This is a genomic window from Mastigocladopsis repens PCC 10914, assembly GCF_000315565.1.
Taxonomy (GTDB): Bacteria; Cyanobacteriota; Cyanobacteriia; order Cyanobacteriales; family Nostocaceae; genus Mastigocladopsis; species Mastigocladopsis repens.
In genome coordinates, this window is sequence record NZ_JH992901.1 from 5,439,418 (window position 1) to 5,462,367 (window position 22,950).

Below are 22,950 nucleotides of genomic sequence, written 5' to 3' on the forward strand. Positions count from 1 at the left end.
GCAACGTCTCTACACTGAGGCTTTAGTGTCTACTTTTCTCAAGGCAAAATGTCAATATTACTGGTTTCATGATGTTCATTTTGCAAGTAAAATTTTGCCTAAGTACAGTAGACTTCACCGATGATTTCCTTTTCCAAGTTTCTTAAGGAGCGCCAGTTTTCTCAGGTAGTAGCGCTTTTGTTGCTGTTACTACTGTTGGTTATAGGAGCGACTCCTGGTTACCTAACAGGACGCTGGGAATGGCGGGAACCCCCACGAATAACTAGTATCAAAGAGTTGAAGCATTTACGTCAAAAAGGGTTGACCCTTCCCGGTTGGCAAACCATTGAACAGCGCCAACAAGAGATAGGAGGACGCAAATGGTCTTACCAGGTGATTCACAAACAAGGCGACCAAACCAAAGCAGTTGTGCTTTTGCTGCCGCAAACAGGATCTAGAGACCTGCCTGTGGAGTGGACGGAAATCAACAGCTTTTGGCAGTGGCAGGTTGCTCAGTATCGGTCTGCTAATTTTACCGTTAAACAACCACAAGGAGCGGGGTCAAATACTGAAACAAAGGTAGAAGCTAGGTTCTTTCGTGGCTCAACCAATCAGCAGACCTTCGCTGTCTTGCAATGGTATGCTTGGTTCAATGGTGGTAATTCATCACCTTTACCGTGGTTCGTAGTAGATCAGCTCGCACAGTGGCATAAAAAACGTGCTCCTTGGGTTGCTGTTAGTGTTCTTATTCCTATGGAGCCATTGGGGCAGGTGGAAAAAACTTGGAATGAGGCTAAGTCTGTTGGTCAAACAGTGCAAACTGCTTTAATGACAGGTCCTTTGTAGAGCCGTTCACTGATGGGTTTCTATAAAAAAAAGTAAAATTCGGCAATAAAAAAGGTAAGATTCTGCCTCTTAAGTAGAGTAAAATTATATTTCTATTGGTACTTTACATTTTCTAATAATAGTGCCAGTGTCTATAGTTCCTGGTTGTCGTATGCGTGTATTTAACGCCCTGTCTTCTGCTGGTCTTCATGTGGGTGTTGTTTTGGTAACAATCGTTCAACCCGTTGTTGCTCAGATACCAAACCGGGAACAACCGCCACAAAAGACTCCTGCGCTGCCTAGTACTCCAAAAGAACAATTGCCTCTCATACGACCTCCCGCGCCTCCACCTGGTAGTGCTGATTTTGTAGCTCCAGGTGCTCAAGAAGGGATGTCGCCTCAATTGAACCGCTACCTCTTGGGACCAGGTGATGTCGTTAATGTTTTGGTTCAGCGTCCGCCTGGTCGCTATCTCTTAGGACCAGGAGATGCAATTGCAGTCTCAGTTTTACGCTTCCCAGATTTAAGCTTTCAAACCGTAATCAACCCAGAAGGAAACATTGCTGTGCCGTTGCTGGGAACATTATCACTACAAGGTTTGAGTCTGGAACAAGCACAAGAAAAAATTCGCTCGGGCTTTAATCGTTTTGTGGTCGATCCAATTGTGACATTGTCACTCGTCGGGCAGCGTCCGGAGTTCAATTTTTCGGCTCAAATTAACCCCGAAGGCAACATAGTCGTGCCGCAAGTGGGGACAGTATCGCTACAAGGATTGACTTTGGAAGAAGCGCAAGAAAAAATCCGCTTGGGTTTAAGCCGCGTTTCAGTTGACCCAGTTGTGTCAGTATCACTAACAGGACAGCGACCAGTTCAAGTCACTATTAGTGGGGAAGTGAATCGACCGGGAATTTATCCCGTTGGTTCAGCAACGCCTCGTGTAAGTGATGCGTTATTCTTAGCAGGTGGTTCTGCAATGATGGCAGACCTACGGCAAGTACAAGTCCGTCGGAAGCTGGTTGATGGCTCTGTGGTTTCACAGACTGTGGACTTGTATACTCCATTACAAAATGGGGGTGAAATACCTAACTTACGCTTGCAGGATGGCGATGCAGTCATTGTGCCGCGTCGGGAACTTGCTAACGATGATAGTTATGACCGTACGTTGGTGGCTCGCTCAACCTTAGCGACACCACAAATTAGAATCAGGGTTTTAAATTATGCCGGTGGGGGGATTGTCACAGTCCCTCTGCCTAACGGTAGTACTTTTATAGACGTATTGACAGGAATCAATACTGAGAGTGCCAACCTCAGTGAAATAGCTCTAGTTCGCTTTGATCCGGAAAGAGGTCGAGCTGTTAAGCAAGTCCTCAATGCTAAAAAGGCACTGGCAGGAGATGTATCTCAAAATGTGCCCCTTCAAGATAACGATGTTATCGTAGTAGGTCGAAACCTCATTGCTAAAATTACTAATCTCCTCAGCACAATTACCCGTCCTTTCTTCAATGTTCGCAGCTTTCTCGAATTCTTTGATTTGTATGACGACTGATAAGTTGTGCCTGTAACCTTTTTACAAGAGAAGGGAAGAGAGAGACAAGGAAAAATTATGAACTATAAATTATGAATTGTGAAAATTTTTAGCATTCATAATGAATAATTTATAATTCCAAGCTTAGGAAAACCAAAAATTTATAATAAGTACAGCCAATTTATACCTAGTTTTTATTTGCAGGTGCCATGACTCCACCGATTGTTAAACGCTACCTCATTGCTTTCGATAAATACAAATGGATTGGACTAGCTAGTTTTGGTCTAGTTGTAGCGGGTTCAATGGTGGTGGCTTTGCAACCAGAACCCTCCCCAAAATACGTAGCAAACGGCGCACTCACCTACAATCGTCCACCAGTTTCTTTTTCCGCAACAGGGAGTGAAATTAATCAGCAAGGGCAGGAACTGAGCCAGGATATTTTGCTATCAGACCAAGTCATTGATGCTGCTGCAGCTAAAGTCAGAGTTAAGCCAGAAAAGATAGGTGCAAATGTCCTGATCACGATGCCGGAAAAAGACCTTAAGACTGGAGAAGCACCATCCACACTCATTGAAATAAAATATCAGGATAGCGATCGCCAGCGAGCAAGAGAAACCTTGCAGGAATTGATGCAAGCAATGATACAGTTGAGTGCGGAGATTAATACACGGCGATTAAAAGCAATTATTAGCAAAGTTAACGAACGCTTACCCCAGGCTAAACAAGAACTGCAAGTTGCAGAGCGGAAGCTAGAACTGTACGACCGCAGAGAACGACCAGCAATATTGGCGGCAGAAAATGGAAGTTTGCTCAACGCAATTACTGGGAGCCAAGTACAGCAACGGCAAATTCAATTCACCCTTTCTGGAATTGATGCCCAAATTCGCAGTCTCCAAGAAAAGTTGGGTTTAAACGTCAACCAAGCTTATGTTTCTTCTGCTTTGAGCGCCGATCCGATTATTGCTACCTTGCGAACGCAAATTTACCAAACTGAATCCCAAATTGAAGCTTTTAGAAAAGACCTGCGTCCTGAACACCCGACAATGGTTCAGTTGCGGCGTCAGAAAGAAGCCTATGAGACCTTACTGCGCCAACGTGGCGGTGAGGTTGTAGGCGGCGAGGATGGAGCAGCACCACTTCCCGCAACTGTGGCAATTCGCTCCCGAAGTAACCTAGATCCAGCCCGACAGCAGCTGGCAAACCAGATGGTGGCTTTGCAAACTCAGCGCGAGACATTGCAACAGCAACTCACTGACATAGTGCAAGAAGAAGCACGATTGCGTCGGGAATATTCTCTAGTACCCAATAAGCAATTGGAGCGATCGCGTTTAGAACAGGAGGTGGCACTTAAAAAAGCGGTCTATGACCAAATGCAAGTGAAGCTCACCGATGCTAGAACAGCAGAAGCGGAAACAGTCAGCAGTCTCGGTATTGCTAGACCACCAATAGCGATTGAGAACGTCAAAGAGCGTTTAAGTGTGCCTATTACCTTAGGCGTAGGCAGTTTACTAGGATTATTAGTTGGTGGCGGAGTTATATTTTTGCTGGGGTCGCTGGAAGGAACCTTCAAAACCAAGGAAGATATCAGAGACAGCCTCAAACAACGAGAAGTTCCTCTGTTGGGCGAAGTGCCTTTGATGCCTGTGGATGGTTTGCTCCCAGGTGAAGTGCCAGTGGTGCTTTCTGTTGAGTCTTTCTATCTGGAATTTTATGAGAAGTTCCGCAGTAATGTGCGTCGCATTGGTGGGAAAAACTTGAAGGTGGTGTTGATTACCAGCACCAGCAGTTCTGAAGGTAAGACTGTCAGTGCTTATAACTTAGGAATAGCATCTGCCCGTGCAGGCAAACGAACCTTGATTGTGGAAACAGATTTGCGATCGCCCTCTCACTCTTCATCACTCAGAGTGACTTCCGACCCCGATGCCACAGTTGAACCTCTGCGTTATTATGCCAGCTTGAGTGAGTGTATTCGCATAGTGCCAGATATAGAAAATTTATACATTCTTCCCAGCCCTGGTCCTGTACGTCAATCAGCAGCAATTCTTGAATCAAGTGAAATGCGGCGGCTCATGGAGGATGTGCGCGAGCGTTTTGATTTGGTAATTTTAGACACATCTCCTTTAGGCCTATCGAACGACGCTCTGTTAATCCAACCTTATAGCGATGGCATTGTGCTGGTGACAAGACCAAACTACACACAAGAAAATATGCTCAGTGAAGCGATCGAGCAATTGAGTGAATCTGACCTAGGATTGTTGGGAACTATTATTAACGGTGCTGATATTACCATTTCTCTGCCTCCGTCATTTGTAGAATCGCCAAACTCTCCACCTGAGGAAGAATCGCAAGCAGTTGCAAATGGAGTTAGGAGATAGGTAGTAGGAGTGTTAGCGTTAGCTATTGTACTACAATAACGTTTAATTGTCAGATGGGACGGGCTAACAGCCCATCCCACAAGATTTGTATTCCACTCAAACGAGAACCGTTAGATTTAACGCAGTTAGCAGGAAACCAAAATTTTTTCACTTCATGTAAGAAATTTACATTTTGAGCAGACAGCTGCTTGACCAAACAATTGATTATCCTCACCGATAACATTCCATAGGATACCGTCTTGGATCTCAAAGCGCTTACCAGTACTCGTGATGCGGACTCCAGAAAAATTGCTAAAACCTTTGGTTGCCGTATCAGATAATAGTCTATTACGCTCTTCCTGCACGACCTCTTGAGCTGTCTGACGAGAAGGCGTTTGGGTAAATTCCTCCCAAGAAAGCTCCCATAGTTGCAACGCCCTACGATTACCATAGTTAAGTATTGGATCTGGCTCGGTGCCGTGAGAAGCTAAAACAAACGGTGCATCAAACAGTCCTTGCGCTATTTCCTCAGGTGAACCGCTAGCATCTAATAAAGAAAACCCCGTCCAATACTGAAAACTTTGCATTAGGCGTTGGCTGTGGCAAATCACTGTCTCTTGCTGCCAAGGAAGTTGTGTCTCGCTGTCCATAAGCATCAGCGTTTCAAATGAGCATCAGAACCTGCGCTATTTTACCGTTTCTTTATACAAGATTGTTAATTTTGCTGATTAGATGGGGAAAAATATCACTAATGCTAGGAGTCAGAACTCAGAATATGCCCTCCGGGCACGCTGCGCGTTAACGCAGTTCCGACCTAGGAGGCACAGAACTCAGGAGTCAGAAAGACTTACATAACCAGGGTTTTAACCTATTTCTAACTGTCTAGTTATTTCTGCCGTCCTGTACTAGGAATCTCAGATGATATCAAATGTTAACCTCTACTTAATAGAAATACAAGTATATTTTCGTATTTTCTGTATGTATCGCTTTGGTAAAACATTAGAGATATACTGAATAAGGGTGAAATACGCAGTTAAATGAATACAAATAAGACTGGGAGCATTACCAAGATTCTTGAAAAGCGCCTTCCCGTAGCTGAAAAAATAGCAGGTGTAGAGGCGGAACTGCAATCTCTTGATTCAGTACTTCGGCAGCTTCAAAAACATCGTAATCAGTTGCTTAAACGAGTTGATGACCCAAATGTGGCTAGAATTTTGGGAGAAATCGATTTTGCTACACTACAGTTAAGCATTAATACTGAACTAGAGGCTTTGGTTAAACTCAAAGAGCGCTTTTGCCATAAGACGCTTAATATTGGAGTCGTTGGACAAGCAAAGCAAGGAAAGAGTCGGCTACTACAGAATTTAACTGGACTAGCGCAGGACATTGCAAACAAAGATATCAATATTGTTGAGTGCGTAACAGCTAATTGCGCCAATACCCAAGAAGCTAACAAAGTTCTTGAACGAGTTGTTGATTACCTAAAGGAAAAAATGACTGATTTAGATTATAAATACGCCTTGTTGTGCCAACAGGAATTGACTTTACTTCAAAACCAAGTTAACCCTGAGTTAGAGAAAGTTAGTAAGGCTTTAGATTTAGCAACCCATGATGATGTTCATAGGTTTGCGCTGTTCGAGATAAAATTTCAAGAACTTTGGTCGGATGTGACAAATAGTCTGGAGAAACTGCTCCTTGAGCAAAAGAAAAAGCGAGAAGCAGTTGATATAGACTTTAAGAAGCAATTAGAGGTTACTTTGCAAACTTGTCGAAGTGATACAGGAATTCCGTCAATTCAAGAAATAGAACAGCGCTTTTGTTTAGAAAAGAGCTACGCACTTGTATACGAAAAATACCTCAATGAAATCCGCGCCCATTTATCGAAACATCTGTTGTTACTAGATAGTGGTTTGCAGCGATCGCTTGACAAAGTAAAATCGCAAGTGGCACAGGTTCTGATAGAAAAGGGACATTTAGGAAGACTAACAGAAACTAAAGGAACTGAATTTATCGAAGCGATCGCTGTGCAAATACCCGATGAACTCATACCAGGGATACCAAGTCAACTGAAGTATGGATTTCAAACGCTAGCTCAGTTTGATCTGACTTACCGGGGATTATTACAGCACCGCATTCGCAAACATTTAAATGGACTGACTCCAAACGAGCCTGCAACGCTGAAGGTTTCCGCGTCGCCCTCTGCTGAACAAGTGCTGCTTAATCTTAAGATAGCTTATGCAGAAACTGTTAGTAAGTGTGAAAAAGCTTTGAAAGAGTTGCTGTGCGAACCAAGCCAAGCGATTTATGCAATTGTAGAAGAATTTATAGATTGCATACTTCGTGCTAGAGATGTGGAGAGTGAATGGCGAATCTTTTTACAAGACGTGCGAGGGCAAATTTGGCAGGAATTTCAACAGTTGGGCGATGACGCGGAGCCTAGCGCCCTCACAGGCGATTGGGCAAAGCCCAGCGCCGCAAGTAGCGAGCGCACCCAACTACGACGCGAGGTGCTTGACTCAGTAGAGCAAGCAACAGCCGCGAATCAGTCAGAGTTGATGCACTTTTTGAAGTGACAATCAGCGGGTTACGCTAGAACTAGAAGTCTTGGCTAGCTGGGAGAAAAGCGTCTCCCAGTCAATCACAGATGGTCTTTGTCCCTGGTTGACCAGGTCAAAAACTTGTCCTTGACAAAAAGGGCTTTGAATGCATTCCACACAGGCGGCTGCCACATCAATCCGGCTAGTCTGACCTGAGAGTGTATCGCCTGTACCCAACACGACACCAAAGTTGCCCCCTGTTTTTGCCTTTAGGAGGGTATTGAGGTCGTATGAGGTATACGGACCATCAATGAGACGTCCAGGGCGGATGATAGTGTAGGGTAATCCTGAACTGATGACGGCTTCCTCACCTTTGAGTTTGGCATCAAGCACACCGAAGGCATTAAGGATACTAAAAGGAAGCTTATCCTTGCGAAGAACTCCGCTAGAAGACACAAAAACGAACCGCTTCAAGTTACGAGGCGCTGCTGCTACTATATTGCTGACACCTTGTGCATCAACTTTTGCAGGACTATTCTTTGCCTTTGCTTCACTGTGTTTGGGGTCAAGAAACACTTGAACCCATTCAATCAAGCTTGGATTTTTGTCAAACTCCCACCTAGCAGAGGGAAAAGCAGTCGTCCCAGTACAGCATATGATGTGGGTGACATCCTGCATCGCTGCTGGGAGTGTATTCGCGTCGCGTATGTCACCGATGGCAACTTCTACTCTGTCATTAAACATCTTTTGGGCTTTTGCAGCATTGCGTGTCAGGGTGCGAACTTTAAAGCCCTTTTCTAGCAGATTGGCTACCACAAGTTGCCCCACCCCACCAGTAGCACCAGCAACGAGTACCAAATCATCAACTGACGTTCCTATGGAAGTCATAAGTATGCATTAAATGGTTTACTGCTAGTGTACTCAAAAGTGATTGCTTACAGTAGCATGCGTGAACTGCTTATACCAGGGTTGTGCGATCGCTTCCGCACTGCCTGTTCTTGATAAAATCTACTTAAGCTGAACTTACCCCTGTGTAAATGTACTACACAGACCTTAAAGTCTTGCTATGTAATCAATCTAGCTTGTGGCGCAAGTATAAGCGTACCCATGTAAATTATGGAACTATTGGTACAACTGGGGTAAACTAAAAATTGTGGGTCAACGCCTCAAGTTCGCTCCGCAAGCCCCTTTGACAATTGTACCCAGTAAGAGCGAATCAAAAAACGCATGATTGTCGCTCTGGATAAGAGTTAACTCTTTTTCCTTGGGGGGAAGTTCAGCTTAAGCCAACAAAAGCTTCAAAAAGTTATATGCTCCCACTAGAATTACAATACCAATGACTACCGAGCGAGGATTTCTAGCCAACCAAAGTGAAAGTTTTAACAAATCTGAAATAATCTTTGTTTTCTCGGATTTTTCATTCTGAAACCTGTCTAGCACAAAGCTTTTTGCAGACAGATTAGAGAAATTATGCTCTAGAGCTTCTGGTAATATGCCTGAGATTACCTGTTTATAATAAAACGTCTCCCCAAGAAGCTTTTTGTAGTAGTTTCTCTTAAATACTATATAGTAGACTCCTCTGAGGGCTATTGCCAGCCAAGGTACTATCTGACTAATGTATAAATCCTCTAAAGTGCTATGAGTGGGTATACTAGTGGGTATACGCTTAGGCGCAATATCATCGGTATTGTATATTCTTTCTTTTTGAATCTCTTGTTCAAAATTATGCAATTCTTCCTCTATAATGCGTTCTGCTTCATGCTCGTTCCCTTGCTTTTTCATTGCCTCTAGAATAGCTGCGCGAACAAAAGGATGTTTCTCCTCTACGAGGATTGAACACAAATGTTTAATTATTTCTTGTTGTGTAAGATGTTGATCGCACTTAATTTTTCCATAGGTTCGTGCGATCGTTGCTAGCAAAGCCTCATATGGAGTTACTATTTCTTTGTCAACTAGGGCTGACCGATATCGCGTACACTCCTTATGCCAATAATCAAGTAGCTTGATGACTAGTTGAGGATTAACCCGGTAAGCGGATGCCAAACTTGTACCAACTGCATTTTGTAATTCAATTTCATTGGTGTTTTGTTGTATGAGATCATGCAGCCAATCGTGTAGTTGAAACAGATGTAAGCGCACCACCCGACGCAAAGTTTCATTAAGGAAACGACTGCGTACTAGGAAACCTGTCTGACGCGACAAAGTTTTCAGTAATTCGTAGAATTCTTGTGAAAGTCCTACAGAGTCTGAAGAATTCCTAGAATTCTGAGGTTGGTCATATAATGACGCATAACCAACACTAAGCGCTACAGTGGAACTGAGGTAATCTTCTGGCTTTAAACCTTTAGCTTTCTTTCCATCATCTTCCATGATGTCATTAAGTTGCCGGATCAGAGGGTTGGTGCTCCTTGGATCTAGCCAGCGTTGGAGGGTTTCAATTAATTCTTCGTCAGACTTATCATAATCAGGTTCTCGCCATCGTGCCATTGCAAATGCAGCTACATTTTGCACACCAATGTTTTGGTCTGCAGCTAATTGCAGTAAAGTCTTTTCAATGCCGCTATATGAAATACAGCCAATCTCACTGAGTGATTCACTGATGGTTATACGTAGCTGTCTGCGTTGTATTGAATCTCCATACAGTTCCAAGTCGTTGTCTCTCTTTGCCACCGAATTTTTGATAATCTTTGCTATTACTGGAAGTGCTGCACGTAGTTGCTGACGGTGACTATCCCATGCCCACTTAAACAACCACCGACGTTGTTGGGGAAGGACGCTTGTAATTCTAGCTAAGTCCCCCTTTTCGTCATCTTTTATGACTTTAAAAAAATTAAAGAGGTTATTTAGATCGCTACGGTCAAAATGGCTTAGAGATGGATCACGCACGCGCCAAGCTTGCTCTACCAGTATATCTAAAGCAGCAAAAATCTGGTTTTCGGGAAGTCCGTCAAAAAAGCTTAGTCCTAATGCAAGGAGCTGCTCACGTGGCTTAAGAATGTGATCGTACCACTGTTTAAGAGTGTTCTCTTGACCTTGAGTTAGCTGAATCAGTTTTTCAATGACCTCTGCCTGTAACGGTTGCTTTTCAGCACAGAGAAATTGCAAAAAACGGGTGATGTTGTCAGGAGTTTTCAACGACTGAGCAATTTTTCTCAGACTCCAATCGTCAACAACAGTTTTGTTAAGTTCAAGCTCTCCTTTATGTAATTGAGGTGGTAAGGTTCCTTCTTCTCTAAGTTTCTCAATTTCCCTAGATAATATTTTTTCTAAATCGCTTAATTTGTAAAGACCATCAACTGATAGCTCTCGCCAATACTCTGGCATAGAAGGCAACTTCCAAATCTTCCAGGGCTTGTCTGTGCTAGCAATAACATAGTGTTGCTCTGACGCATACTCCTGGATTCGGGACAAGTTATAGCCAACATTTTCTAGTGAAGCTTCAGTTAGAACAAAGATAGTGGTTTGCTTTAAGTCTTCTTGGAAAACCGTATCAATACTATCGGGTTCTGAATTGCGTCGCCACTGCTTAACACTTATATTACCATTTTCAGAATTGTAGCCTTGCTCATCAAGCTCTTTAGTAAGGCGATAAGCGAGGTATAGAGCTAAATTGTGGACGTTAATTGTTGCTCCTCCCACACTAGTACCCAGCACCAACAGCCTCTGTTTTTTCACTACTTCAAGAAGTTCAGGTGTGACTGTGGGACTGGTATCAACGGACTCAAACTGTTTAAGATTGGGCTTGAAAAAATCAGATGGCGCAGCATAGAAATCGCCTTGGATGTAATTACCTTCAATGTGCTCGTTGTAATTACCGCCGTCTGTGCTGATGGTGCGATTCTCTTCATCAGTCATGTTTATATTTCCTCCAGTGATAACTAAGCCTTGATGAGTGCAAATTTTCTATGCATATGCCTGGGTTCTCTTTTACTTATAGTGATGTAAACATCTCCGACAATCAGCCTGAACCCCTTGTGCTGCCTGATATGAAAACTAATTTCTGGAGATGTCATCTGAACCCATGAGCTATAAAAGTCCGAAATTATACTTAAGTTCCCTTATTTTTCTGCCAATCTTCTAAAGCACCAATCACAAAACTAGCTGCGGGATGACTAAGGGATTGCTCGAAAGCTTTAACACTACCTACCTTCAACGCACTGAGTATCCGTGCTGTTAAATTGGGGTTAGTGTCAATTTGCTTGATGGCTTCCGTTGCTACTCCCATCTTTCCAGCAGTGGTGTCAGTGGAATAAGACGTGTCTAATTGTTCAAGTAATTGCTGAATCTCGGCGGCGGCTTCAGCGAGGGTTAATCTTTGCTGATCGCCGTAGTAATTGCCTTGGATATAATTACCTTTAATACACTCATTGTAATTCCCGCCACCTGTGTAAATAGTACGTTCACCAGTCATATTTGTATCTCCTTGCTGTTGTTAATTTTCTGGATAAAGTACATAAAAACCTGATCTTGTAACGCTTTGTAATGTATAGATAAAAACAATGCAGATTTCTATGTACTTAAAATTACAAATATACAATGATTTAAGTAATTTTAATTTTACGTGATAACTCGTAAATTATTTTTAATAATACATAAAAATATACTTTTAAGTTTTGACTACTTTAACCATGTTTTGCCCCAACGCAAGCTTTTAAAATCCGTATTTACCCCATGTCAAAAGCCCGATCACGACGACCGGGCTTTTGCTCACAAACAGTGGGGTTATATCCCCGTTCGGTTAGTTATAGAGTTTAGTTATAAATAAAATGCCCTAATAATGTCTACCACTGCCGGCTTGCCAATTCCGGAAAATTAGAAATTTTATTTTCGCAGACAAACCCAACGTTGGGCGTAAAACATTTGGAAGACTTACTGTGTGAACCAAGCCTTGCTGCTTTTGCCATAGTTGAAGAGTTTGTGGATCGCGTTCTTCGTGCTGAAGGAGCAGTGTTTATCATCATAATTCCCATCGCTATCATTGCCTTTTTATGGTTCTCTTAACAGAAACTCAAGCTGAACCTGGAAACTCAAACACCAACTCACTCTAACGATACGCTTTATATAAGAGTGTTGAGATAATGTAAGATTTCTGTAATTTTCCTTCCTTCTGCCCTAGTAAGCGTGGCATTTCACCAAAATTTGCTCCCGACCCATAGTAACCGTTCATATCAAGTTCGGTTAATCACTTATTATTAAAAACTCTCCGTGTCCCCGCGTCCCCCCGTCCCCGTGTCAGTCCTCATGATAAGTCTTCAACCGAACCTGATATCAGGGGGGTAGAGGTGCAAAACCTAAGGTTGAGTGATACTGTACTCCAGGAACTGCAAGACTCGCCTGGATCGGTAGCGCTCAACGCTCCATCGACACCGTGGAATTGAGATGCTCCCCGTTGCTGGTTTTCAGACTTCTTGAAGTATGGCAACACATCTTCGTAACCCCAACCCGGATTGCCTAACGCTTGCCAGTGGTCATAATCGTGACGGTTGCCTCGGATATAAATCATGGCATTGATTGAACTGGTGCCGCCCAGAACTTTGCCACGTGGACAATAGACCTCTTGCAAAAGTCATCCGTTACATGGGACAAGTAGGTGAGAGTGAGCAACATATATGACCTATCAACAGGTAAAACACCTCAAAATTGAAGAATTCAAACGGTTGTGTGGAGTGCGTCCGGAGACTTTTACTCAGATGGTGGAGGTAGTGCGAGAGCGATTGCGCGGAGCGCAGACGCCGAAGGCGTATCGCCATCAAAAAAGAAAACAGGACGACCAGGAAAACTGAGCGTGGAAGACCAAGTGTTAATGACCTTGGAATATTGGAGAGAGTACCGCACGTACTTTCACATAGGTCAATCTTGGGGTGTAAACGAATCAACAGCATATCGTATAATTCGGAAAATTGAAGACATTCTCATGACCGCATTAATTAAGAAATGTAACCATTTTAGTATTATTAAATAATTTTTTCGTTGACTCTAGTTCTGCTTGCGCGATCACTAGCGTCATTAAGCCACCCGCTTCTGGGTTCGTGTTTTTTTGAAACTTCGGTAGCGATGCTACGGTATTGGTCTAGCAACAGGAATGTAAGGACCGTAACGCTTGCAAGAGGTCTCTTCAACCATGAGGATTACAGCAATTTAAAAATGGGTAACTTTTTCCAAAATTGGCGAAACGTTAGGCACTACCTTATTTCACTTCACTGTCAGTATTTATCAATGCATCCAACTGAGCCAACAACTTCTCGACCTTGGCTTTTTTCTTCGGGTCATCCCACACCTTAGATTGTTTTAACCTACGAAAAGTCTTATCAACTTGGTCTTTTATTGATGGGGTTTGTGGCTTAACTTGCTGCTCAATTTCTTTAATTTTGCGCTTGATTTCGTTCAATGAGAGATTGTAGGCAACAGCATCCTCAAGAAGTTGCTTTCTGGTTTGCTCATCACCAACTCGTGCGATCGCTCGTGCCTTGGTGTATTCAATTTTGCCCTGGCGCAATACGAACAGTGTATCTTGGGGTAAGTTAAGCAGCGGTAATCTATTTTTGACAAACGAATCCCACTTCATCCGTAAGAGCGTTGCGAATAACTCTTCAATAATCAAGCCTTGAGGACTACCCATAACGTTAGGGGTAATTTTCCCTTTGGCTTCATTGTCCATTTTTTGCAGCAGTTTGACGACTTCGCTTTGATTTGTTTCTAAACGCAATGCCAATAATTCCAGGATACCTTCAGTTTCTTCTAGGGGGTTAAGGTCTTCACGTTGCAAATTTTCGACGAGGCGCACTTGATGGGTAATAACATCGTCCATTTCCCTAACAACAACAGGAACTTCGGTTAATCCTGCCATTGATGCTGCTTTGTAGCGTCGTTCTCCTGCTACCAATTCATAATGGCCCTCACTTAGGGGACGTACAAGGAGAGGTTCTAGGATACCTAATTCCTTAATCGAGCGTGATAGTTCTTCTAGTTTTTGAGGGTCAAAGTAGCGGCGTGGTTGTGAGGGAGGCAATTTAATTTGGGTAATGGCGATAGTGTTGGGGACGTTAGTTTGCTCCGACGACTGTGTAACACTGCTGCCAAATAACAAATCAACAGGTTTTTTAATGGCGGCGTAGGGTTCGTTGCGTTTGCTGCTCATGGTAAATCGAGTTTTTCTAAACTACTCGCTATTTTTTTGAGGATACCAACAGCAGGGTGATTTTTATCAAACAATGCTAAGGGGACTCTATGCTCGGATGCATCGGCAAAAGCAATTGTTTTGGGAATGGGTGGGTAAACAGTGCCAATATCTGATAGTTGTTCTTGCACAGCTTTAACAGTGCGTGATTCCTGGGCAGTGCGACCATCAAACATTGTCGGAACAAATCCAGCAAATTGTAAAGTGGGGTTGGTGTGCGATCGCACGCTTGCAACTGTACTAAGTAAAAGTTCTGTTCCCTTAAATGATTTAAATTGGCATTGGACGGGGACTAAGATGTGAGTAGCAGCTGTCAGACTAATGATACTGAGTAACCCCAAAGATGGGGGACAGTCAATCAGAATAAAGTCGTATTTCTCTTGCACCGTCGCCAAGGCATTTTTGAGGCGATATTCTCTGTCGCCAAGGCATTTTTGAGGCGATATTCTCTGGCTATAGCACCAGATAATTGCATCTCACTAGCCGCCAGATTAATGTCAGCAGGGACAAGCGCCATACCATGAATCAGTTCAGGATGTATGGGCAGTGGCTTGTTATCTACTATTGCTTGCTGTATGCTTTGGTCAAGTGTGTCGGGTTCAAGTCCCATAAAAGTAGTCAAGCTAGCCTGCGGGTCCATATCCACTAGCAGGACGCGACGTTTTTTAAGTGCCAGATGATAGCCCAAATTCTGGGTAAGCGTTGTTTTGGCAACGCCTCCACTTTGGTTAAATAGTGCAATAATGCGGGTTTTGCTCACGAGTGATAAATTGCAGTCGTAAAAAATTGATTGCCCCTAATACCGCAGATTGTAGCGTTGGGAAGGGGGCAATAAAAAGAGTGATTTTTTAAATATTCCCTGTCTCGTGATTGGGGACTGGGGACTGGGGAAATGCTTGCGACTAGGTGAGGGCTTTATTGCCCCAATTCCATAATTTTTCGTCATTATTATCCAACGGGAGAGCCAGTCACCTGCGGAGGAGACAGTACTGTTGGCGTAGCCTGCCCGCAGGGCTTAGGCGGGTTTCCTGCCGTAGGTAACTGTCGTTGGAAACCCTCCCAATCGGCTTGCCCTTGCATGTATTCGTATTGCTCAAATTTGGATTGAGCGATTGCTTGCTCGTCAATAGAAAGGACTTGTAATTGTGTCATCTATTTCTCTCCCAGTATTGGGGGTTTAGTTTGAAGGCGATTGCGCGGAGAAGGGAGGCAATCGCACTGCTTTGGCGAGGAGAGCGATTGCCCTCGCGGTGCCGCACATGGACAATCGCTTTTAACTGTAGAGTCGAGGGGAATGTTGCCATTCCACCCCTCTCTTCCGGAACCGTGCTTGCGATTGTTGACCGCACACGGCTACTCGGTGAAAATAGAAGGTTCGTGTCACCAGGTGCAGTCTTGTAAAGTTTTGTAAAATTGAGCTATTTTTTCGGCTTAATTGGGGGGTAGGGTCGAGGAGAGCATGTCTTACGCTTTGCGTCCTAACCACCTTGGCTATTGCTATATGTGCGATTGTTTAGTGAAAAACAAAATTTCCCAACAATTGACCCTAAGTTGGGATTTGTAAGAGTAAGGGACTTCCGAAAGTTTGGATTTTTTCAGGTGGCGTGGTGTTTTTATACAGAATCTTGGCGATGGCTTTTACGTGAGCCTCTAACTGTTTTTTATCTTCTGGGGTCATTAGTCTTGTACTAGAGATTGAACACTTTTAATTCTCCAGAATTCCTGTGTTGATGTTCAGTCCCCTTGTCCTTCACGATAAACACTCACGAATAAAATCGGCGTTTCACCCTCTTTTTACACATTTGGGATGCTCCCAATAAACCTGTCTAATTCTTATTGCCCTAAATTGCTACGCAGCTTGGCGATGTCACGATGCGGGGGAATACCAAATAGTTTTTTATATTCCCGGCTGAAATAAGACGGGTCATCGTAACCGACGCGAAAGCTGGCGATCGCCACGTCCATCTTTTCGCCGAGCATCAGACGGCGTGCTTCCTGAAGCCGTATTTGTTTCTGGAACTGCAACGGACTCATTGCCGTAACAGACTTGAAATGAGAGTGAAAGCCTGACACGCTCATGCCGAGTTCGCGGGCTGTATCTTCGATTTTCAGCGGCTGATCAATGTTCTCGCGGATTTGCCTGACCACCCTGGAGATGCGCTGCGCGTCGCCTTCCGTAGTGATAAGCTGGCTGAGCCGCGCGCTCTGTTTTCCCTTTAAAAGCCGGTAGATGATCTCGCGGATGATGAGCGGCGCAAGAAACTTGATTTCGTCCGGCGTGTCAAATAGTTTCACCAATTTGACGACCACTTCCAGCAAATCGGCATCAACCGGGCTGACATCCATCGCCTTGACTCCGGTGCCGCTTTTTTTAGTTTCGATGCCAGATTCAATCATCACCGCAGCAACAAGTGCCGGATCGAGGTCTATCCGAAGATTCAAATAAGGTTTTTCCTCGGACGCTTCGACGACATTACTCATAATCGGCAAATCAAGCGTCGAGATTAAGTAATGACCGGAATCATAGTGAAATAATTCATCGTTCAAAAGCACATCCTTGCTGCCCTGCGCGATGACGCAGAAGGCGGGCTTTAATACGGATACCTGGCTCTCGGTCGGTTTTGACGATTGATATATGAAAATGCCCGGAAACACTTCCAAAAGGCTGTTTTCGGGAGCGAGACGAATCATTCTTTCGATCAGCTCTTCCCGATTGATCTGCATCTTTCGCTTTTCAAATTCTGCTTCTTTTTGGTTCATAAATTTATCTTAAACGCTCTGTTTCTCTTCAGCACGTTGCGCGGCGGATTTTTGGAGAATTGTCCGGTTTTTTTCGACAAACGTCCTCACGCTATCCGTTCTCACGCCCGCATAATTGAACTCATACAGCAAACGGTAGAAACGCTGCTGATAAAAACCAGATTGATATTTGGAGAAATTTAAGGTGAGTAGAGCAACGATTTCGACCTGTGAATTTTGGTGATGCGAGGGGAAAAATAAATGGACGAAAAAAATAAACAATAATCAAGAAGAAAATTTATTCAGCAAACAGCAATAGCAGGTGCAGCAGTATTGCTGGCGAACCCGCTAAAGGCTTTTTCACAAATAAATATTGAAACTACGACGCGGCGACATTTTAAGGCGGAATGCTATTAATCTCGACGCTCGATGGATGATGGCAGGTTGGTAAAAATAAACCGAAAGAAAAACAATCATTAAACCGGAGAATTTAAAGATTATGGAAACGAATGTGACAGGTCACGCGCTAGTAGCTGACGGCGGACAAACGGTATAAAGATTTGGGAAAAGCGTTTTTACTAGCAGAGCTTTCTAAAAATTTTAGCAGTATTGTCGCCATTGCTTACATTCAGAAAACAAGCAATAAATACAGATTTAGGAGTCAGTAAAATGAAGAAGAAATATATATTAATTTTAGCAATGATGAGTCTTATGATAAGCGAGCAAGCTTACACACAAACAAAACAAAAAGAACAATCAAAACAAACAGCAGAAATGGAACAAATAACACCAAAGGGATATACAACTTTTAAGGTAAGCGACAACGTTACGATGTATAAGGTTAGCTTTAAAAACCAATACAAAATGGATGTTGCGGGACATCTATTTATTCCCAAGAATTTAGATCAAAGTAAAAAACATTCGGCGATTATTATTGGGCATCCTATGGGAGCGGTAAAAGAACAAAGTGCCAACGTGTATGCTGCGAATATGGCTGAACGAGGGTTTGTGACTTTATCTCTTGACTTGTCTTTTTGGGGTGAGAGTGAGGGCAAACCACGCAATGCTGTTGCACCTGATATTTATGCTGAAGATTTCAGTGCAGCAGTTGACTTTCTTGGCACCCGTCCATTTGTTAACAGAAACCGAACGGAATAATTGGAATTTGTGGTAGCGGAAGCTTTGTTATCAGTGCCGCTAAGATTGATCCACGAATGAAAGCTATCGCAACTGTCAGCATGTACGATATGGGAGCAGCCAACCGAAATGCACTTAACCATTCGCTGACCCTTGAGCAGAGAAAGAAAATCCAGGAGGAGGCTGCGGAGCAACGTTATGTAGAGTTTACCGATGGTGAAACCAAATACACGAGTGGGACTGTACATAAGTTAGATGAAAACACAGACCCCATCCAGCGTGAGTTTTATGATTTCTACCGCACTCCGCGAGGTGAATACACTCCAAAAGGAGGGTCGCCGGAACTCACAACGCACCCGACGTTAAGCAGTAACGTTAAGTTTATGAATTTTTACCCGTTTAATGACATAGAAACGATTTCCCCTCGTCCTATGCTTTTCATCACAGGTGATAAGGCTCACTCAAGAGAGTTTAGTGAGGATGCCTACAAACGTGCAGCCGAACCCAAAGAATTGTATATCGTTCCGAAAGCAGGACACGTTGATTTGTATGACAGAGTTGAGTTAATTCCCTTTAATAAACTCACATCATTTTTTACTGAACATTTAAAGTAACGTGAGATTGGGATAAAAACCGAAGAATTTTTGAAGAAACCGTCGTTTTTGAAAGTACGATTGCATTTCTGTTTTGAGCCGGGTGAGAAGCATTGGCATGGCGCTACGGCAACCACAGCAATGACGCACATCGCCATTCAGGAATGGCTCGACGGTAAACCCGTGGACTGCATGGAACAGGTCAGTGACGAGCAGTACGAAGGAAAGTCTTAATGCTTTTGAAATGGCTTCCCATTAAGCGAAACAATTACCAGAAGCATTAAAAGTCCCTAGTTCTATCAACGTGACGGTAGAGCTAATTCAGTAGAAACGTCAAAAAAGATAGAAATGAAACTGCTTGCGACAAAAACTTCCCGAATCAGCAACACAAGGAGTAAAAAATGACAACGAACGAGAATGGAAACTATACAGGAAAGGTTGCGTTTGTAACCGGAGCAGCGAACGGCATCGGTCGAGCTACGGCGCTGGCGTTTGCCCGTAAAGGCGCTCATGTGGTGGTCGCCGACATTTCGGAACAGGGCAATCAAGAAACGGCGCGCATGATCGAAGACCTCGGCGGACGGGCGATCGCCGTCAAGTGCGATGTGACGCGAGCATCGGACGTGAAGGCAGCTCTTTCCAAGACCATCGAAACCTTCGGGCGGCTGGACTTTGCCTTTAACAACGCCGGTGTGGAGCAGAAGAATGCAGCAACAGCAGAAATCGAAGCGGAAGAGTGGGATCGGATCGTAGACATCAACCTGCGCGGCGTTTTTCTGTGCATGAAGTATGAAATCCCGCTGTTACTCAAGCAAGGCGGTGGCGCGATCGTGAACACATCATCGGGTGCTGGTGTCATAGGCATCAAGGGCGGAGCCGCATACACTGCCGCAAAACATGGCGTGATCGGACTCACCAAGTCGGCGGCTCTCGACTACGCCGCGCAGAACATCCGCGTCAACGCCGTTGCCCCCGGTTACATTGACACACCAATGATGGATCGCTTCACTGGCGGCACTTCTAAAGGACGCGAACAAGTAATCGCGGAGGAGCCGATCGGACGGATGGGTAAGCCCGAAGAGATCGCCAATGCCGTGGTCTGGCTGTGTTCGGATGCGTCTTCCTTCGTTGTCGGGCACGCCTTGATCGTTGATGGCGGTCAAACGGTGTAGTGATGGTCGGAGCAAAAGAACCTGACTCAGCAGAGCTGGAGAGAGTAGGAGGAAATTATGTAAAAAACTGAGACAACAATCCTTAATCTAGACCTTTCGGGCAAACTTTTACACATGACATGGCGAAACTTGTTAAATTGTTTTCTCAATCTTTGCAGTATTACCAGAAAAGTTTTTGCTGATGCCACATCGAACCGTCGGCGTGCCCTTAGCCACTGATTAGCAAGTCCACTCTTGCGGAACTCAGTAGTTACTTAACAAAAAGAGGAATAAGATGATTAAAGACAAAGTTGTGATTATTACCGGCGCATCATCAGGGATTGGTGAAGCAAGTGCGAAATTGCTTGCAAGCAAAGGCGCTAAAGTCGTATTAGGCGCGCGACGCGAGCACAAATTGAAACAACTGGTTGATGAAATTCAAAGAGCTGGCGGACAAGCAGTCTATCAAATGATGGATGTGGTTAACCCATCTGATAACGCTGAGATCGTCAAGCTTGCCAAGGAAACATTTGGAGGCATCGATGTTATTTTCTTGAACGCTGGCATAATGCCAAATTCTCCACTTTCTGCATTGAAAACTGATGAATGGGATCAAACTGTTGATGCCAATATCAAGGGTGTACTAAATGGTATCGCTGCTGTGTTGCCAACATTTATTAACCAAAAGTCTGGGCATGTTATCACAACTTCATAGGTTGCTGGATTAAAAGCTTATCCAGGTGGTGCGGTGTACGGTGGGACGAAATGGTTCGTGCGCGATTTCATGGAAGTTCTACGCATGGAGTCTGCTCAAGAGGGGACTAACATTCGTACTGCGACAATTTATCCTGCTGCAATTAACACTCTCGTTGTTAGATCAGATTACCAACCAAGATGTGGCTGAAAAAATGACAGAGTTGTATGAGCAATATGGCATCTCACCAGATCGAGTAGCCAATGTTGTGGCGTTTGCGATTGACCAGCCAGAAGATACAAACGTGAACGAATTTACGATTGGCCCAACCACGCAGCCTTGGTAAGGATAGTGCTGGTAGTTAGGCGCTCGTGCGATCGCCTCCGGCAGGCGCTCCCGCGCCATCGCCGCTGTGCAAGAGATGACCCTTGGTGGTGCAGAGTCGGTACTGGAGTGTGTGGGTAGTGAGTCTGCAATGGCAACGGCGATTGGTATTGCGCGTTTTTCCCTAATTGGGATATTTGCTTTGTGACACCACCCCAAACCGACGCTGTAGATATGATTTCTCTTGATGGAAATATGAAAACCCAGCGTCAAAACATTATTGGCAAAACCATCGCTTTACTGTTGACCAATTGTTCCTGATTGGGGTACAAGGAAACCTCCTTATCCTGGCAATCGCCATGTATTGGGCTGTTTCTACGGGTATTTCTCAAAAGAATGCTTCGTTAAAAAAAGTCTCTCCTAAAAAACAACGCCGATCCGTGACATCCTTCTTTTCCGATGGCTTGCGCTTCTTCCTATCCGCCACCCTTGCTCTTGCTCCGCCTCTCTGGTCAATTTGGGTAAATTGAGGAGTGGTAAGATGCTATAAACATCCCAGATTATTCTCTACTGAAAGTGATAAAAGAGGATTAAAATAACCCCCCCCATCAGGATATTTTATAAATCCCAACTTTTAACCGAAATCTGGTGTGCGATTCGTTGTTAGCTGAATCTCGGTAATCAATCCGTAAATAAGCTAACCATCTGACAACAGATGAACTCCGGAAGAGATGGAGGTGAAAACCCTCCCCCCCAAACTCAGGGGTGACTCCTTATCTGCCCACAGCGACCAAACTCGGAATGTTGGAGACTGAAGCTGGGAACAGGGCGCAACCAGACGGCTGTTATGGGCTGACACTGGCGCTAATGGGGAGTGCACAAGGTGAAAGCAGAACCTGGAAAAGCAACCTATTCGGACGCAGGGCATAACACAAAACCCCTGACTTCGTTAGAGACAAAATCCCGCCGATGATACCAGGACAAGCGGCATGAGTAAGGGATTCTAGCGGTTGAATTGGTTCCACCTAACGGCACATAATAATCCCATCCGGGGAACGAATAAAAACGAGTTAAAGGTCTTGGGAACGGTGAGACAGCGCGCATGAGGAGGGTTTCCCTCCGTAGGCGACTGCTCTCCCGTTGGGTCGAAACCCAGGTAAGCCAGACGAGCGGCTGAATTCCTTTAATTCGGGTAGGACAGACCGTAATTGGTCTGAGGTGTTCACAAAACAATCAGGATAGAGTAAAGCATGATTGGACACAGTGATAACACTAGTGAATCTTGGAGCAAATTACCTTGGAAGAAATTCCGACGCAACTTGCTTCGCTTACAAGTTCGATTGTTCAAAGCAGTTAAAGCAGGCGACATGCGTAAAGCGCGGTCACTCCAGAAGCTGATTCTGAAATCTAGGGCGGCGCGGCTACTGGCAATTCGTCAAGTAACACAGCTAAATGCTGGTAAAAAGACTGCGGGTATAGATGGGAAAGCGTCCCTCAATTATGAAGAACGCTTCCAACTTGAGGAACTCCTCAAGAAACAATACCTTAATTGGCACCATAGCAAATTAAGAGAAATCCCAATACCCAACAAAGACGGTAAAACCAGAATTCTAAAAGTCCCCACTATTACAGATAGAGCATGGCAATGCCTTGCAAAATATGCACTAGAACCAGCACATGAAGCAACTTTCCACGCAAACAGCTACGGATTTCGAGCAGGGCGCTCGGCACATGACGCCCAGAAAATCCTGTTCCTCAATCTACGCTCTTTCTGCAATGGAATAGAAAAGCGAGTTATAGAACTCGATATCGAAAAATGCGTGCGCCGCGACAGTTAATGCGGTATCCCCAACCAAGTTGGGAGAGAATAAGGAGAAAGTCTCTAGGTCAACCAACTAACCTGGAGTCGAAAGAC

At 44.2% G+C, this 22,950-nt stretch carries 20 protein-coding genes and 5 pseudogenes; 13 read left to right on the forward strand and 12 right to left on the reverse strand.

Annotated features, from left to right (window positions below):
* Positions 1-120 precede the first annotated feature (120 nt).
* The 3 genes from MAS10914_RS0126180 (at position 121) to MAS10914_RS0126190 (ending at position 4,704) form a co-directional block, all read left to right on the forward strand.
* Positions 121-825, forward strand: a complete 705-nt coding sequence (locus MAS10914_RS0126180) for a cyanoexosortase B system-associated protein (RefSeq protein ID WP_017318910.1) — start codon at positions 121-123, stop codon at positions 823-825.
* 151 nt (positions 826-976) lie between these two features.
* Positions 977-2,350 carry a polysaccharide biosynthesis/export family protein gene (locus MAS10914_RS0126185; protein ID WP_017318911.1) on the forward strand — a complete coding sequence of 458 codons (1,374 nt, stop codon included), beginning with the start codon at positions 977-979 and terminating at the stop codon, positions 2,348-2,350.
* Between the two features lie 188 nt (positions 2,351-2,538).
* On the forward strand, positions 2,539-4,704 hold the full coding sequence (locus MAS10914_RS0126190; RefSeq protein WP_017318912.1) for a GumC family protein: 2,166 nt from the start codon (positions 2,539-2,541) through the stop codon (positions 4,702-4,704).
* A 152-nt stretch (positions 4,705-4,856) separates the two neighbouring features.
* On the opposite strand, the gene MAS10914_RS0126195 is transcribed toward MAS10914_RS0126190, so the two are convergent.
* On the reverse strand, positions 4,857-5,333 hold the full coding sequence (locus MAS10914_RS0126195; RefSeq protein ID WP_017318913.1) for an MEKHLA domain-containing protein: 477 nt from the start codon (positions 5,331-5,333) through the stop codon (positions 4,857-4,859).
* Between the two features lie 387 nt (positions 5,334-5,720).
* Here MAS10914_RS0126195 and MAS10914_RS32320 point away from each other — a divergent pair, with 387 nt between their 5' ends.
* A complete protein-coding gene (locus tag MAS10914_RS32320; RefSeq protein WP_017318914.1) occupies positions 5,721-7,256 on the forward strand; it encodes a hypothetical protein in 1,536 nt (511 codons plus the stop codon).
* A gap of 3 nt (positions 7,257-7,259) precedes the next feature.
* Here the strand turns inward: MAS10914_RS32320 and MAS10914_RS0126205 are convergent, their stop codons facing one another.
* The 3 genes from MAS10914_RS0126205 to MAS10914_RS0126215 form a co-directional block, all read right to left on the reverse strand.
* Entirely contained in the window at positions 7,260-8,108 is an 849-nt protein-coding gene (locus tag MAS10914_RS0126205; protein WP_017318915.1) for an SDR family oxidoreductase, read from the reverse strand.
* Positions 8,109-8,501: 393 nt separating this feature from the next.
* Entirely contained in the window at positions 8,502-11,075 is a 2,574-nt protein-coding gene (locus MAS10914_RS0126210; protein ID WP_017318916.1) for a hypothetical protein, read from the reverse strand.
* Between the two features lie 193 nt (positions 11,076-11,268).
* Positions 11,269-11,631, reverse strand: a complete 363-nt coding sequence (locus MAS10914_RS0126215; protein ID WP_017318917.1) for a hypothetical protein — start codon at positions 11,629-11,631, stop codon at positions 11,269-11,271.
* 434 nt (positions 11,632-12,065) lie between these two features.
* Between MAS10914_RS0126215 and MAS10914_RS34680 the strand changes: the two genes are divergently transcribed.
* Complete coding sequence (locus MAS10914_RS34680) at positions 12,066-12,221, forward strand: hypothetical protein (protein ID WP_017318918.1); 156 nt, start codon at positions 12,066-12,068, stop codon at positions 12,219-12,221.
* A gap of 334 nt (positions 12,222-12,555) precedes the next feature.
* Here MAS10914_RS34680 and MAS10914_RS33225 read toward each other — a convergent pair.
* Positions 12,556-12,780 (reverse strand): annotated as a pseudogene (locus MAS10914_RS33225) (GMC family oxidoreductase N-terminal domain-containing protein); the annotation flags it as partial.
* Between the two features lie 49 nt (positions 12,781-12,829).
* On the opposite strand from MAS10914_RS33225, the gene MAS10914_RS35075 reads away from it, so the two are divergent.
* Both MAS10914_RS35075 and MAS10914_RS35080 read left to right on the forward strand, forming a co-directional pair.
* Positions 12,830-13,003, forward strand: coding sequence for a hypothetical protein (locus MAS10914_RS35075; protein WP_017317576.1), 174 nt, complete (start codon positions 12,830-12,832; stop codon positions 13,001-13,003).
* A gap of 20 nt (positions 13,004-13,023) precedes the next feature.
* Positions 13,024-13,182 (forward strand): helix-turn-helix domain-containing protein, encoded by a 159-nt coding sequence (locus MAS10914_RS35080; protein WP_408605900.1) that lies wholly within the window; start codon positions 13,024-13,026, stop codon positions 13,180-13,182.
* Between the two features lie 225 nt (positions 13,183-13,407).
* Here MAS10914_RS35080 and MAS10914_RS0126235 read toward each other — a convergent pair whose 3' ends face one another.
* The 5 genes and pseudogenes from MAS10914_RS0126235 to MAS10914_RS0126260 form a co-directional block, all read right to left on the reverse strand.
* Complete coding sequence (locus MAS10914_RS0126235) at positions 13,408-14,358, reverse strand: ParB/RepB/Spo0J family partition protein (protein ID WP_017318920.1); 951 nt, start codon at positions 14,356-14,358, stop codon at positions 13,408-13,410.
* Positions 14,355-15,157 (reverse strand): annotated as a pseudogene (locus MAS10914_RS31815) (ParA family protein). Before MAS10914_RS31815 ends, MAS10914_RS0126235 begins: the two are co-directional and overlap by 4 nt.
* 188 nt (positions 15,158-15,345) lie before the next feature.
* The gene (locus MAS10914_RS0126245; protein ID WP_017318921.1) at positions 15,346-15,549 is read right to left on the reverse strand and encodes a hypothetical protein; all 204 of its coding nucleotides are present in this window, start codon (positions 15,547-15,549) and stop codon (positions 15,346-15,348) included.
* On the reverse strand, positions 15,546-15,701 hold the full coding sequence (locus tag MAS10914_RS35965) for a hypothetical protein (RefSeq protein WP_017318922.1): 156 nt from the start codon (positions 15,699-15,701) through the stop codon (positions 15,546-15,548). The genes MAS10914_RS0126245 and MAS10914_RS35965 overlap by 4 nt, the downstream gene beginning before the upstream one ends.
* Before the next feature lie 529 nt (positions 15,702-16,230).
* On the reverse strand, positions 16,231-17,157 hold the full coding sequence (locus MAS10914_RS0126260) for an AraC family transcriptional regulator (RefSeq protein WP_017318924.1): 927 nt from the start codon (positions 17,155-17,157) through the stop codon (positions 16,231-16,233).
* Between the two features lie 267 nt (positions 17,158-17,424).
* Between MAS10914_RS0126260 and MAS10914_RS36720 the strand changes: the two are divergent.
* The 5 genes and pseudogenes from MAS10914_RS36720 to MAS10914_RS31825 all read left to right on the forward strand — a co-directional run.
* Positions 17,425-17,553: pseudogene (locus MAS10914_RS36720) on the forward strand (twin-arginine translocation signal domain-containing protein); the annotation flags it as partial.
* A gap of 252 nt (positions 17,554-17,805) precedes the next feature.
* Positions 17,806-18,294, forward strand: coding sequence for an alpha/beta hydrolase (locus MAS10914_RS35970; RefSeq protein ID WP_017318925.1), 489 nt, complete (start codon positions 17,806-17,808; stop codon positions 18,292-18,294).
* 56 nt (positions 18,295-18,350) lie between these two features.
* The gene (locus MAS10914_RS35975) at positions 18,351-18,887 is read left to right on the forward strand and encodes an alpha/beta hydrolase (RefSeq protein WP_017318926.1); all 537 of its coding nucleotides are present in this window, start codon (positions 18,351-18,353) and stop codon (positions 18,885-18,887) included.
* Between the two features lie 380 nt (positions 18,888-19,267).
* A complete protein-coding gene (locus tag MAS10914_RS0126275) occupies positions 19,268-20,038 on the forward strand; it encodes an SDR family oxidoreductase (protein WP_017318928.1) in 771 nt (256 codons plus the stop codon).
* 274 nt (positions 20,039-20,312) lie between these two features.
* Positions 20,313-20,921, forward strand: a pseudogene (locus MAS10914_RS31825) (SDR family oxidoreductase).
* Here MAS10914_RS31825 and MAS10914_RS35980 read toward each other — a convergent pair.
* Positions 20,895-21,308, reverse strand: coding sequence for a hypothetical protein (locus MAS10914_RS35980; RefSeq protein WP_232224239.1), 414 nt, complete (start codon positions 21,306-21,308; stop codon positions 20,895-20,897). The pseudogene MAS10914_RS31825 and the gene MAS10914_RS35980 sit on opposite strands and share 27 nt — an antisense overlap.
* 797 nt (positions 21,309-22,105) lie before the next feature.
* A complete protein-coding gene (locus tag MAS10914_RS35985; RefSeq protein ID WP_232224100.1) occupies positions 22,106-22,297 on the reverse strand; it encodes a hypothetical protein in 192 nt (63 codons plus the stop codon).
* Here MAS10914_RS35985 and MAS10914_RS0126295 point away from each other — a divergent pair.
* A pseudogene (locus tag MAS10914_RS0126295) lies at positions 22,286-22,864 on the forward strand (reverse transcriptase N-terminal domain-containing protein); the annotation flags it as partial. The gene MAS10914_RS35985 and the pseudogene MAS10914_RS0126295 sit on opposite strands and share 12 nt — an antisense overlap.
* Positions 22,865-22,950: the final 86 nt, after the last annotated feature.